13 protein-coding genes are annotated in these 12997 nt (G+C 74.3%); 5 read left to right on the plus strand and 8 right to left on the minus strand.

Annotation, left to right across the window (positions count from 1 at the left end; all coding sequences use genetic code 11):
• Positions 1-4 precede the first annotated feature (4 nt).
• Positions 5-2719 (plus strand): pullulanase-type alpha-1,6-glucosidase, encoded by a 2715-nt coding sequence (pulA, locus tag QUY26_RS35590; RefSeq protein ID WP_354670733.1) that lies wholly within the window; start codon positions 5-7, stop codon positions 2717-2719.
• A gap of 10 nt (positions 2720-2729) precedes the next feature.
• On the opposite strand, the gene QUY26_RS35595 is transcribed toward pulA, so the two are convergent.
• Entirely contained in the window at positions 2730-3983 is a 1254-nt protein-coding gene (locus tag QUY26_RS35595; protein ID WP_289954033.1) for an FAD-binding protein, read from the minus strand.
• Positions 3984-4183: 200 nt separating this feature from the next.
• On the opposite strand from QUY26_RS35595, the gene QUY26_RS35600 reads away from it, so the two are divergent.
• Positions 4184-5638 (plus strand): MBL fold metallo-hydrolase, encoded by a 1455-nt coding sequence (locus tag QUY26_RS35600; protein ID WP_289954034.1) that lies wholly within the window; start codon positions 4184-4186, stop codon positions 5636-5638.
• On the plus strand, positions 5635-6411 hold the full coding sequence (locus QUY26_RS35605; RefSeq protein WP_289954035.1) for a sulfite exporter TauE/SafE family protein: 777 nt from the start codon (positions 5635-5637) through the stop codon (positions 6409-6411). Before QUY26_RS35600 ends, QUY26_RS35605 begins: the two co-directional genes overlap by 4 nt.
• A 65-nt stretch (positions 6412-6476) precedes the next feature.
• Here QUY26_RS35605 and QUY26_RS35610 read toward each other — a convergent pair whose 3' ends face one another.
• Positions 6477-6758, minus strand: coding sequence for a metal-sensitive transcriptional regulator (locus tag QUY26_RS35610; RefSeq protein ID WP_289954036.1), 282 nt, complete (start codon positions 6756-6758; stop codon positions 6477-6479).
• 96 nt (positions 6759-6854) lie between these two features.
• On the opposite strand from QUY26_RS35610, the gene QUY26_RS35615 reads away from it, so the two are divergent.
• On the plus strand, positions 6855-7424 hold the full coding sequence (locus tag QUY26_RS35615; protein WP_289954040.1) for a rhodanese-like domain-containing protein: 570 nt from the start codon (positions 6855-6857) through the stop codon (positions 7422-7424).
• A 46-nt stretch (positions 7425-7470) separates the two neighbouring features.
• Here QUY26_RS35615 and QUY26_RS35620 read toward each other — a convergent pair whose 3' ends face one another.
• Entirely contained in the window at positions 7471-7914 is a 444-nt protein-coding gene (locus tag QUY26_RS35620; RefSeq protein WP_289954042.1) for a protein-tyrosine phosphatase family protein, read from the minus strand.
• Positions 7915-8186: 272 nt separating this feature from the next.
• Positions 8187-8528 carry a hypothetical protein gene (locus tag QUY26_RS35625; RefSeq protein ID WP_289954045.1) on the minus strand — a complete coding sequence of 114 codons (342 nt, stop codon included), beginning with the start codon at positions 8526-8528 and terminating at the stop codon, positions 8187-8189.
• Between the two features lie 117 nt (positions 8529-8645).
• Between QUY26_RS35625 and QUY26_RS35630 the strand changes: the two genes are divergently transcribed.
• A complete protein-coding gene (locus QUY26_RS35630) occupies positions 8646-9521 on the plus strand; it encodes an SMP-30/gluconolactonase/LRE family protein (RefSeq protein ID WP_289954046.1) in 876 nt (291 codons plus the stop codon).
• 40 nt (positions 9522-9561) lie between these two features.
• Here QUY26_RS35630 and QUY26_RS35635 read toward each other — a convergent pair whose 3' ends face one another.
• The 4 genes from QUY26_RS35635 to QUY26_RS35650 form a co-directional block, all read right to left on the minus strand.
• Positions 9562-10356 carry a thioesterase II family protein gene (locus QUY26_RS35635; RefSeq protein ID WP_289954047.1) on the minus strand — a complete coding sequence of 265 codons (795 nt, stop codon included), beginning with the start codon at positions 10354-10356 and terminating at the stop codon, positions 9562-9564.
• 232 nt (positions 10357-10588) lie between these two features.
• Positions 10589-11605, minus strand: coding sequence for a DUF5954 family protein (locus QUY26_RS35640; RefSeq protein ID WP_289954049.1), 1017 nt, complete (start codon positions 11603-11605; stop codon positions 10589-10591).
• A 96-nt stretch (positions 11606-11701) separates the two neighbouring features.
• Positions 11702-12112 (minus strand): tautomerase family protein, encoded by a 411-nt coding sequence (locus QUY26_RS35645; protein ID WP_289954051.1) that lies wholly within the window; start codon positions 12110-12112, stop codon positions 11702-11704.
• 123 nt (positions 12113-12235) lie between these two features.
• On the minus strand, positions 12236-12982 hold the full coding sequence (locus QUY26_RS35650; RefSeq protein WP_289954054.1) for a class I SAM-dependent methyltransferase: 747 nt from the start codon (positions 12980-12982) through the stop codon (positions 12236-12238).
• Positions 12983-12997: the final 15 nt, after the last annotated feature.

Consider the following 12997-nt stretch of genomic DNA (forward strand, 5'->3'; position numbering starts at 1 on the left):
CCCCGTGACCGGCTCCGCACGCCGCACCGCCACCGCGATGGCCCTGGTCCTGCTCGCCGCCGCCGTGCCCCTGACGGGCGCGGCGGCGGCGCCCGCCGCCCCGGCCGCCGCCCCCGACCCGACGAAGGCCGAGGCACAGTGGATCGACCGCGACACCGTCGTCTGGAACACCGGCGCCGGACCCGCCGCACGGGGCGGTGAACGCGCTCCCGTCAGAACGGAGTTGGCATACGCGCGGCGCGGCGGCATCGCCGTCGAGGACGGCGGCCTCACCGGCGCGGCCCACCGCATCCGCCTCACCCCCGTGCCCGGCGGCCTCACCGACGCCCAGCGGGCGAAGTTCCCGCACCTGAAGGCCTACGCGGCCTTCCGCGTCGACGCGCGCGACCGCCACCGGATCCGCGCGGCCCTCACCGGTCAGCTCGTCGCGGTCCAGCGCGCGTCGGACGGCACCGCGAAGGCCGCCACCGGCGTGCAGACGCAGGGCGTGCTCGACGACGTCTACGCCCCCGCCGCCACGAAGGCCGCGCTGGGCCCCGGCTTCACGCGCGGCACACCCTCGCTCGCGGTGTGGGCGCCCACCGCCCAGGACGTCCGGCTCGACATCGGCGGCCGGACCGTGCCGATGCGCAGGGACGCGGCCTCCGGGGTCTGGTCGGCGAGCGGGCCGAGGAGCTGGACGGGCAAGCCGTACCGGTACGTCGTGAAGGTGTGGGCGCCGAGCGTGCGCAAGGTCGTCACCAACAAGGTCACCGACCCCTACGCCACCGCCCTCACCACCGACTCCGCCCGGAGCCTCCTCGTCGACCTCGACGACCCCCGGCTCGCCCCCGAGGGCTGGCGGACCCTGCGCAAGCCGCCCGCGACCCCCCTGCGGGACGCGCAGATCCAGGAACTGCACATCCGGGACTTCTCCATCGCCGACCGCACGGCCGAGCACCCGGGCCAGTACCTCGCGTTCACGGACCGCGCGTCCGACGGCATGCGGCACCTGCGAAGGCTCGCCAGGTCCGGCACCTCCTACGTCCACCTGCTGCCCGCGTTCGACATCGGCACCGTCCCCGAGCGGAAGTCCGGGCAGACCACCCCCGACTGCGACCTCGGGTCCTACGCGCCGGACTCCGAGGAGCAGCAGACCTGTGTGGGCGAGTCCGCCGCGAAGGACGCCTACAACTGGGGCTACGACCCGCTGCACTACACGGTCCCCGAGGGCTCCTACGCGTCCGACCCCGAAGGCCCCCGGCGCACCGTCGAGTTCCGCAAGATGGTGCAAGGACTGAACAACGCGGGCCTGCGCACCGTCATGGACGTCGTCTACAACCACACCGTCGCGAGCGGCCAGGCCGACAAGTCGATCCTCGACAAGATCGTGCCCGGCTACTACCAACGGCTGCTCGCCGACGGCTCCGTCGCCACCTCCACCTGCTGCGCGAACACCGCGCCCGAGAACGCCATGATGGGCAGGCTCGTCGTCGACTCGATCGTCACCTGGGCGACGAAGTACAAGGTCGACGGCTTCCGCTTCGACCTCATGGGGCACCACCCGAAGGCCAACATCCTCGCCGTCCGCAGGGCCCTCGACGCCCTCACCCCGAAGAAGGACGGCGTCGACGGCAAGAAGATCGTGCTCTACGGAGAGGGCTGGAACTTCGGCGAAGTCGCCGACGACGCCCGCTTCGAGCAGGCCACCCAGCGCCACATGGCGGGCACGGGCGTCGCCACCTTCTCCGACCGGGCCCGCGACGCCGTGCGCGGCGGCGGCCCCTTCGACGAGGACCCCGGCGTCCAGGGCTTCGCCAGCGGTCTCTTCACCGACCCCAACGCCTCCAAGGCGAACGGGACGCCCGCCGAGCAGAAGGCCCGCCTCCTGCACTACCAGGACCTGATCAAGGTCGGCCTCACCGGCAACCTCGCCGGGTACGCCTTCACCGACTCCGCCGGACGGAGGGTCACGGGCGCCGACGTCGACTACAACGGCGCCCCCGCGGGCTACGCCGACGCGCCCGGCGACGCCCTCGCCTACGCCGACGCCCACGACAACGAGTCGCTGTACGACGCGCTCGCCTTCAAGCTCCCGCCCGGCACGTCGGCGGCCGACCGGGCCCGGATGCAGGTCCTCGCGTCGGCGACGGCGACCCTCTCGCAGGGTCCGGCGCTCTACCAGGCGGGCAGCGACCTGCTGCGCTCCAAGTCCCTCGACCGCAACTCCTACGACAGCGGGGACTGGTTCAACGCCATCCACTGGGACTGCCGCGACGGCAACGGCTTCGGCCGCGGTCTGCCGCCCGCCGCCGACAACGAGCCCAAGTGGCCCTACGCGAAGCCCCTGCTGGCGGACCCCGCGCTCGCCCCCGGCTGCGCGGACATCCACGGCGCGGCAGCCGCGTACCGGGACCTGCTGCGACTGCGCGCCACCGCGCCGGAGTTCTCCCTCGCGACGGGTGAGCGGGTCCAGCGGGAGCTGTCCTTCCCGCTGTCGGGCACCCCGGGGGAGACACCCGGCGTCATCACGATGCGCCTCGGCTCCCTCGTGGTCGTCTTCAACGCCACACCGCGGGAGCAGTCCCAGCACGTCGCGGCCCTGAAGGGGAAGGCGTACGCGCTGCATCCCACGCAGGCGCGCGGGGCCGACCCCGTGGTCAAGTCGGCCGCGTACGAGAAGGGTTCGGGCACCTTCCGGGTCCCGGCGCGGACGGTCGCGGTGTTCCAGCGCGGCTGAGGGAGAGCACTCAGGCCCGGCCGATGACGCTCCGCACGAAGGCGTTGCGGAACGTCCCGGCCGGGTCGAGGCGTGCGGCGAGCGCCGCGAAGTCCGCGAGGCGCGGATGGACGGCGCGCAGGCGCGCGGGGGTGGTCCGGAAGACCTTGCCCCAGTGCGGGCGGGGCACGAACGGGGCCAGGGCCTCCTCCGCGCGGGTGATGACCGGCAGGACGGCGGCGGGGTCCGGCGCCCAGGTGAAGTGGAACGCCACCGAGTCGCGCGCGTAGGCGGGGCTGAGCCACTGGGCGTCCGCCGCGACCGTGCGGACCTCGCAGACCTGAAGCACCGGCGCGATCGTCTCCCGGATCGCGTCGAGCGCGGCCAGCGCGGGGAGCGCGTCGGCGCGCGGCAGCAGGTACTCCGACTGCAGCTCGGCGCCGCTGCTGGGTGTGAAGTCGGCGCGGAAGTGGGGCAGCCGGTCGTACCACGGTCCGGGGGCGCCCAGCTGCCGGGTGCAGTTGGCCGCCGCCGCGCCGGGCACCGGATGCCGGGGCTCCGCGGCGGGGGCTGCCCACGGGAAGTCGACGCCGCGCCCCGCGCGCTGCTTGAGACACACGGTCGTGAAGCGTGGGCCGCGCCAGTCGGTGAAGAGGCTGACGCTGTACGCCGACGACGCCACCGCGTCGAAGTCGAGCCCGGCCAGGGGGAGGTCCACGAACACGTGCTGGGCCACCTCGTACGCGGGCTCCAGGTCGAGCGTCAGCGCGGTCACGACGCCGAGCGCCCCGAGCGAGACCACCGCCCCCTCGAACCCCTCGTCCCCGCGCCGCAGGGTGACGAGCCCGCCGTCCGCCGCCATCAGCTCGACCGCGCACACCGACGACGACAGCGGCGGCAGTGAGTCCCCCGAGCCGTGGGTACCCGTGGCCACCGAACCCGCGACCGAGATGTGGGGGAGTGAGGCCATGTTGGGCAGGGCCAGGCCCGCCGCGTGCACACGGCGGGCCAGTTCGGCGTACCGGACGCCGCCCGCGACCCGCACCGTGCGTGCCGCCGTGTCGACGTCGACGGCGGACGGCAGCCCGGCCAGGGAGAGGAGCGTGCCGTCCGGGCCGTCGGTGTCCGCGATCCGGTTGAAGGAGTGCCCGCTGCCCAGCACGCGGACCTGCCGGGAGCCGGTCACCAGCCCCCGCAGCTCGTCGAGTGAGGCGGGGCGGCGCAGTTCACGGGCCGTGAAGGCGATGTTTCCCGCCCAGTTCGTCACCACGTCATCGGCACTCACGCTCGTCGCTCCTCCTGGGGGCGGGCTCCCGGGCGCGGGGGCCTTCGAGGTCGGGCTGGTCCATTACCGGCCATCGTGCCCGGCCGGTCGGAGTCGGACATACCCCTCTGGGTACGGTGACAGGTAAGGAGTGAATACCCCCGGGGGTAATTGACCGGGGCGCAGCCCCGGAAGCGCGAAGCGGAAAGGGAGTGACAGCCGTGTTCTTCGTCGACACCCTCGAACTCACAGGGCTCGGGAACCGCAGCTATCTGGCCGGGGGCCCGGACACCGCCGTGGCCGTCGACCCGCCGCGTGACATCGACCGGGTCATGGCGCTCGCTGCCCGCCGCGGGGTGCGGATCGGGTACGTCGCCGAGACGCACGTCCACAACGACTACGTGAGCGGCGGGTTGGAGCTGGCCCGGGTGACGGGCGCGCGGTATCTGGTCCCCGCCGGTGCCTTCGTGTCGTTCCCGCACACGCCGGTCGCGGACGGCGACACGGTGCTCGTGGACGAGGCCGCCGGGTCGGGCGCGGGGGACGGGGCGGGCGGGCCGTCCCGGGCGGACGAGGCCGTCGCGCTGCGGGCGCTCGCCACGCCCGGGCACACCCCGCACCACCTGTCGTACGTCCTGACGGTCGGCGGACGCGCGACGGCCGCGTTCACCGGCGGCTCCCTGCTCATCGGCACGGTGGGCCGTCCCGACCTGGTCGAGCCCCGCCTCACCGAGCCGCTGGCCCGCGCCCAGCACGCCTCGGCGCACCGCCTGGCCGAGGAACTGGACGACGCGGTACGCGTCCTGCCCACGCACGGCTTCGGCAGCTTCTGCTCGGCGACGCAGTCCGAGGGCGGCGCGACCACCATCGGCGCGGAGCGGACGGCCAACACGGCCCTCACCCAGGACGAGGACTCCTTCGTCGCCGAACTGCTCGCCGGGCTCGACGACGTGCCCGCGTACTACACCCACATGGGCCCGGCCAACGCGGCGGGGCCCGCGCCCGTCGACCTGACCCCGCCCGGGCACGCCGACGCCACGGAGATCGCCGCGCGCCTGGCGGCCGGGGAATGGGTGGTGGACCTGCGCGGCCGGGTGGCGTTCGCCGCCGGGCACGTCGTGGGGTCCTTCAACTTCGAGGCGGAGGGCAAGCTGGCCACGTACCTGGCGTGGCTGATCCCGTGGGGCACGCCGGTCACGCTGCTCGCCGAATCGCCGCGCCAACTGGCCGACGCCCAGCGCGAGCTGGTGCGGGTGGGCATCGACCGGCCGGCGGCGGGCGCGACGGGCGGCCCCGGGAGCTGGGTGCGTGCGGGGGAGCGTCCCGGCTCCTTCCCCCGCGCGACGTTCGCCGACCTGGCCGAGGCCCGCAAGGACCGGGACGACGTGGTGGTCCTCGACGTGCGCCGCGCCTCGGAGCGCGCGGGCGCCCACCTGGAGGGCTCCGCGCACGTACCGCTCCACGAACTCCACGGACGCCACGGCGAGGTGCCGGACGGCGAGGTGTGGGTGCACTGCGGCACCGGGATGCGCGCGGCGATCGGGGCCTCGCTCCTCGCCGCCGCCGGGCGCGGGGTCGTCGTCGTGGACGACGTGTTCGACGCCGACGCCCTGGCCCGCGCGGGACTGCCCGTCCACGACGGCCACGGCTGTACCCACGCCTGTACGCGCACGTGAGCCCGCTCGTCCTGGCCCTGCTCGCCGGGGCCGTGGTCGGCCTCGCCCTCGGCGCCCTGGGCGGAGGCGGCAGCATGCTCGCCGTCCCCGCGCTCGTCTACCTCCTCGGCTTCACCCCGGCCGCCGCCACCACCGCGAGCCTGCTGATTGTCGCGGTCACCTCGGCCACGGCCCTGTACGCCCACGCCCGCGCCGGGCACGTGCGCTGGCGGGCGGGCGCGCTGTTCGCGGCGACCGGGATCCTGCCCGCCGCCGGGGCGGGGGCGGCGGCGGGCAGACTGCCGCAGCCGGTGCTCACGGCGGCGTTCGCGGGGGTGGCTGGGGTCGCGGCGGTGTTGATGTTGAGGGCCGGTGGGGCCGGGCGGGGCGCCCGCGCGGGGGCCGGTGCCGTCCGGCCGGGGCGTGCGGCCGGGGCCGGGGCCGGGCTCGGCGCGCTGACCGGGCTGCTCGGCGTCGGCGGCGGATTCCTCGTCGTACCGGCCCTCGTCTCCGTCCTCGCCTTCGAGATGCGGGCCGCCACCGGGACCAGCCTGCTGGTCATCGCCGTCAACTCCCTCGCCTCACTGGCCACCCGCGGCAGCACGACGACCGGCCTCGACTGGGCCGTGGTCGCGCCCTTCACCGGCGCGGCGGTCCTCGGCGCGTGGGACGGCAAGCGGCTCGCCGCCAGGCTCACCGGGGCCGCCCTGCGGCGCACGTTCGCGGTCGCGCTGCTCGTGGTGGCCGCCGCGATGGGAGCGGACGCGGTGGTCCAGAGTGTCGGCTCGGCGTGACGGGGGCCGTGCGGGCGGCGGGAGCCCTGGGCGGCGCAGGAGCCGCGGGGGCCGTGAGGGCCGTCCTACGCCAGCGACAGGAACAGTTTCTCCAGGCGCGCCCGCATCCGCTCCCGGTCGCCGCTTTCGGCCAACTCCGTGTCGGTCAGGCAGTGCTGGAGGCCGGTGGCGATGATGGCGAACCCGGCCTTGTCCAACGCCCGGGACGCGGCCGCCAATTGGGTGATCACGTCCTCGCAGTCCCGGCCCTCCTCGATCATCTTGATCACGCCGTTGATCTGGCCCTGGGCCCGGCGCAGCCGGTTGACCGCCGTCCTCAGTTCCTCGGCCGCCATCGTCAGTTCCACTGGTCACTCCGATCTGGATACCCCTATGGGTACCGTACGGGAGTGGTGCACGCATCAACCAAGGCCTCCCCGTGGCCTTCGACGAAAGGAAGTCCCGTGCCGTCCCGCACCGCGCTCACCGCCGAACAGGCCCGCCACCGCCTGGACGAACTGGTCGTCGTCGACGTCCGCACCCCCGCCGAGTTCGCCTCCGGGCACCTCCCCGGGGCCCACAACATCCCCCTGGAGCGCCTCCCCGAAGCCCTGCCCGCCCTCGACGCCGCGGCGGCACGCGGGGAACTCCTGATGGTGTGCGCCACCGGCAACCGCTCGGCCCGGGCCTGCGCGCGCCTGGCCGAGGACGGCGTCCCCGCCGCGACCCTCACCGACGGCACCACCGGCTGGACCGGGCGCGGATACGACGTCGAGCGCACCCGGAGCACGGCCCGCGCCACCTGGGCCATGGAGCGCCAAGTCCGCCTGACCGCGGGGTCGCTGATCCTGACCGGCCTGGCGCTGGGGCTGCTGTGGCCGTACGCCCTGTGGCTGTCCGCCGCCGTCGCCGCGGGCCTGGTCCTCGCCGCGGTCACGGACACCTGCGGCCTGGCCTCCGTCCTGGCCAGGCTGCCGCACAACCGCCCCCGCGACACCGACCTGCACGCCACGCTCGTCGCCCTGAACCGCTGACGGAGAGCGCCCCGGGCGGCACTTGGGCACCGCGCCCGGCGGCCCGTCAGTCGGCGGGCTCGGTGTCGAAGCCGCGTACGTAGCGCCGCTGCCACGGCGTCTCGACGGCACGGCGGTGATAGTGCGCGCGCACATAGGCGACGGCCTCACCGGCCGGGACGCCGTCGAGCACGGCCAGACAGGCGAGCGCCGTCCCTGTGCGGCCGAAGCCGCCGCCGCAGGCGATCTCCACGCGCTCCGTGGCGGCGCGCGCCCAGGCCTCGCCGAGGAGTTGCCGCGCGGCCGCCCGGTCCGTGGGCAGCCAGAAGTCCGGCCAGCGCAGCCAGCGCGCCTCCCACGGCACCTCGGGCGGCGGCTTGCCCTGGAGGTGCACGGCGAACATCGGCTCGGGCCCGGTCGGCAGCGGGCGACGGAGACCCCGGCCGCGCACGAGTCGGCCGGAAGGCAGCCGCAGCACACCTTCGGCGGTCTCACTCCAGGTTTCAGCCACACGATCCCCCCAACTTCGCCATAAGATCACCCTACGGAAAACAGCGGCAGCAGGGAGTGAGTTGCGCTGCGGGCGAACCACCATGCCCAAGAGCCGCAGGTCACAGGGTACTTCGCGCACCAAAGGGACAATGGCCACCTGGTCCTAGCCGATACTCACCCGGTTCTAACGGAATCTTGACTTCGACAGGGCATATTGACGCGCATGACAACCTTGGTTCCTGTCTGCCCGTACTGCGGCCGGGTGGAATGCATCTGTCCGGCAGTGGCCGGTCACTTCGCGTCGGCCCGCACGTGCGCGCCGACGGTCACACCGCCGCGTGTCAGGCGGGGCGCACCGACCACGCGGACGCTGATACGCCGCGTGGGCCCCGCCCACCGGACGGGGCCCCACCGCCCCGTCCCCCGTGCCCCGCGCACACCGGACCCGACCACCGCGAGCAGGACCCCCGCACCGGCGACCTGCCCGTAGTCGGTGCCGCCACCGACACCTGACCCGCCGTCGTCGCGCACGCCGGACCTCTGGCCGACGACGACGGCGCCCAGTACCGTGCCGATGCCGCCCTCGTCGACGCACCGTCGAGGAACGGGGCCCTGATCGCCGCGGGTTCGCACGCCCCCTGCGTCTCCGGCGTGCCCGCGTACGTGTCGCAGCCGGGGCGGACGGGGCGGGTGAGTTGGGGCGGGGCGGGTGAGTCGGGGCGTGGCCGGGGCGAGAAGTGAGGCGGAGCAGTGGCGAAGGGTGAGACGGTGACGGACTGGAAGCCGGTCGTCGAGGTCGCGGTGCGCGAGCGGGCCGAGCTGGGCGAGGGCCCCACCTGGGACCCGGCGGCCGAGCGCCTGATCTGGGTGGACATCCTCAACTCCCGTGTCCACACCTACGCTCCGGCGAGCGGCCACCGGACGGTGCTCGCCACGGAACAGCACGTCGGCGCCGCGAAGCCGCGCGCGGGCGGCGGCCTCGTCGTCAACCTCCGCGACGGCATCGGGCTCTACGCCCCGGACGGCGCCTTCTCCTGGCTGGTGCGCGACCCGGTCGCCGGACGCCGCGGCAACGACGCGGCGATCGCCCCCGACGGCGCGCTGTGGGCGGGCACCATGCGCTACGACGAGGCGCCCGGCGGCGGCGCCCTCACACGCGTCACGGCGGACGGCACGGCGACCGAGGTCTTCCCCGGCGTGGCCGTCAGCAACGGCACCGGCTGGAGCCCCGACGGCACCCTCCTGTACTACGTGGACAGCCCCACGCGACGCGTCGACGTCTGCCGCATGGACGGGCAACACCCGATCGAGCGCAGGGAGTTCGCCGTGATCGCGGACTCGGACGGCTTCCCGGACGGCCTCACCGTGGACGCCGAAGGGTGCGTGTGGGTGGCGCTCTGGGACGGCGCGCAGGTGCGGCGCTACACCCCGGACGGCACGCTGGACCGCGTCCTGCGGCTTCCCGTGCGGCGCCCCACCGCGTGCGCGTTCGGCGGCCAGGACCTGCGGGACCTGTACGTCACGACGGCCCGGGTCGGCCAGGACCGCCCGCACCCGATGGCGGGCTCGGTCCTCGTGGTCCAGGGCGCCGGCCAGGGGCTGCCGGGGGCGGCCTTCGCGGGCTGACGCCCTTCGGGAGCGGTCGTCCCGCGACACCACGCGGGCCTCAGACGCTGCGGCTCGCGAACATCGAGGAGATGACGCGCTCCGCCTGGTCGGCCAGGTAGAAGTGGTCGCCGGGCAGTACGAGCGCGGAGAACTCGCCGCTGCCCGCGTCCCGCCACGCCTCCACGTCCTCCGGCGACACCTCGATGTCCTGGTCGCCCGTGAACACGCCGATGGGGCAGCGCAGCCGCGCCGTCAGGTCCGGGCGGTACGTCTCGATCAGGCGGTAGTCCGCGCGTATCGCGGGCAGCACCATCTCGCGCACGTCGGGGTCGTCGAGGAGCTGTGGGTCGGTCCCGCCGAGCTGCTTGATCTCGTCGACGAGCCGCTCCTCCGGCAGCAGGTGCACCGTCCCCGGACGCTGGCGGCGCGGGCCCTGACGGCCGGAAACGAAGACCTGCCGGGGGGCGGGCCCCGGCCCCGCCTCCAGGCGCAGCGCCGTCTCCCAGGCCAGTGCCGCACCCATGCTGTGGCCGAAGAAGACCAGCTCGCGATCGGCGCGCACACCGGCCCGCAGCGCCTCCGTGACCGCGTCGGCCAGCTCCGTCATGGTGCCGATGGGCCGCTCCGCGAGCCGGTCCTGCCGCCCCGGGTACTGCACCGCGACCAGCTCCACGTCCAGCGGGAGCAGTCGCGCCCAGGGCGAGAAGAAGGAGGCGGTGCCGCCCGCGTGCGGGAAGCACACCAGGGTGGTGCGGGCGCCGGGGCGGGGCTGGGTGCGGCGCAGCCAACGGGGCGTGGGAGCGGCCGAGTTGCCACCGGGGCGGTGGGTGGTGGGGTTCGATTCGGTGGTCATCAGCACTCCGTCGAGCAGCTAGGCGGTCGGGCCGCGGTTCACAGTGGTCGCCCGCGCGACGGAACCAGAAGCGCGGCACGTGCCGCAACCCGGGGTAGCGGTTCGGGCGCCGCCCGAACCGCTACCCCGCACCGATGCCACGTACACACAGATGTCCGGTCGCCCGGACGCCGGGCGCAGCGTCCCATGGGGTGCTCGTGGTGGTTCGTGCTGCTTTGAGGCTTTGAGTCCGTCACTCGTCGTAGTGGATGACCCCGTCCTCGTCCATCGTCGGGTGCAGCTTCATCGGCTCCGTCGTCTCCATGTCCGAGGGCCGCGCCGACTCGGGTCCGTCGGCGCCCATCCTGACCATGCGTTCCACGCGGCAGATGCGGAAACAGCGGTCGCGCACGACGATCTGGTTGGCGCGCCCCGCCGCCTTGAACTCCTCTGCGGCGCCGCGGAACTCGGCGCGTTCGCCGGCGTCGAAGTCGTACAGGAGCGGCCACAGTTCGGTCATGCCGTGCACGAGCAGGCGGCGCGCGTCGTGCGGGGTGGGCATGAGGGCCCCGCGCGGCCGCCAGCGGTCGCCCCGGCGCTCCGCGACGCCGAAGCTGACCGGGAGCAGGACGACCTCCGGATAGTCCCGTGCGGCCCGCTCGGAGTCCTCGCGGAGGGCGGTGGGGAGGTGGCCGCCGGAGTAGGTGAAGCCCCGCAGGGCGATGCGCAGCGCACCCGCCATCAGACCTTCGGCGCTGTTCGGGCCGAGGGCGAAGCCCACGTCCCGCGAGGGCGGTCCCGGCCGGTCCTCCCAGGACGCGACGGCCGGTTCGGGGTCGGTGGGCCGGGGCGGTTCGAGGCCGTCCGCGCCGGCGCGGACGAACTCGTCGCCGCGGATGACCCGGTAGCGGGTGCCGAGCACGGTGACCTCGTCGAGCGGCTCGTGTTCGAGCCGGGACACGGCCGCGAGCAGCGCGCGCCGCTGCTCGCGGTCCTCGGTGTCGTCCTTCGCCTTGAACCACAGCAGGGAGTTGAGGCTGTCCCTGGCCTGCTGGGGCGTGCCCTCGGTGACGTCGCCGAGCAGCCGCCAGGGGCCGTCGCCGGCGGTCTCCCGGGCGGCGAGCCCGAAGACCGGCCCGCGCACCGCCAGTTGTGGGTACAGGTACGAAGCGTCCACCGCGTCGGCCTCGCTGACCCACGCGGTCGGGTCGTCACGGCGGACCAAGTCGCTGTGCAGCGCGTCGATCTGCCGCTTCCAGTCGTCAGGCATGCGTGCATTGTTCTGACTCGCGCCGTCCGGCGCGGGCCGCGTCACGCGGGAGCATGACGAAGGGGGCGAATGCCGGGCGCGCGGGACGGCGGTGCCCTATAGGGGGTCGGCGCCCCGGGGCGGCGCCGGAGCGTACTGGGCCACGCCGTCGCCGAGGGACCAGTCGATCGACTCGTTCTCGGTCACGCAGACGAACACGTTCCGCGGCTCGGTGCCGGTGTACTCGTGGGCGAGTTCGGCGATCCGCCGGTAGAGGGCCCGCTTCTGGTCGGGGGTGCGGCCGGAGCGCATCGTGATGGCCACGTACACGATGCCGCTGTCGCGGCGCACCCCGAGGTAGTCGTCGTACCGCAGCGTGCTGCCCCCGCCGCGGTGGCCGTTGAGCACCTGGAACCGGTCGTCGTCGGGGATGCCGATGGTCTGCACGAGCGCGTCGTGCACGGCCCGGCCGAGGGCGTCGAGGCGGTCAGGGTCGGCCTCCAGGGCGTCTATGCGGACAAAGGGCATGAGGTGTTCCTCTCGCTGGCCATCGATCTGTACATACTAGTAGGTACAGCTTCAGGTGCGGGCGCTGCGCCGCGGGCGCCGTGGTGGGCCGGGCTCGGTGCCGTCGGTGCCGTCGGTGGCGGCCTACGCGGAGGCGGTGGGGGCGTCCCTGCGGAACAGCCCCGTCCAGAGGAACGGTTCGCCGAAGTGCGCGGACTCGGGCGGCTCGTCGTCCATGCGGCGCAGCTCGACCTCCGTGAGGTCGGAGAAGATCCAGCGGAGCGATTCCGCGGTGTAGGCGAGGCCGCCCTGGAGGCCGGAGCCGCCGTAGAGGTCCGCGTCGGGGAGTTCGGAGCCCATGCCTCCGGCGGCGAAGCAGGTGAGGCCGAAGTGGCCGCCGGGCGCGAGGGCGCGGTCGAGGAGGGCGAGGTAACTGACGCGGCGGTGCGGCGGCAGATGGTGGAAGCAGCCCGAGTCGTAGACCAGGTCGTACGGTCCGCCGAGCGCGGCGGGGTCGAGGGTGAACGCGTCACCGAGGTGGAAGCGGACCTTCGCCCCGGCCTCGCGGGCGCGCTCCTCGGCCCAGGCGAGCGCGGTGGGCGAGAGGTCGACGGCGTCCACCTCGAAGCGGAGCGCGGCCAGGTGAGTCGCGTTGCGCCCCGGACCGCAGCCCAGGTCGAGGGCGCGCCCGGGCCGGATCAGACCGCGTTCGACGTACGAGGCGAGGCTTGCGTCGGGCTTCGCCACGAAGAACGGGACCGGTTTGGAGCGGTCGGTGTAGAAGCCGTCCCACCAGTCGGCCGCGTCCGTCGTCCAGCGGTCGGCCGACGGCGCGAACAGCCCGTCGAGGAGCTTCAGTACGTCGTCCATGGTGCGTATGTGCCGATCCATCCGAACCCCTTTCGC

This window comes from Streptomyces flavofungini (assembly GCF_030388665.1).
GTDB classification, from domain to species: Bacteria; Actinomycetota; Actinomycetes; order Streptomycetales; family Streptomycetaceae; genus Streptomyces; species Streptomyces flavofungini_A.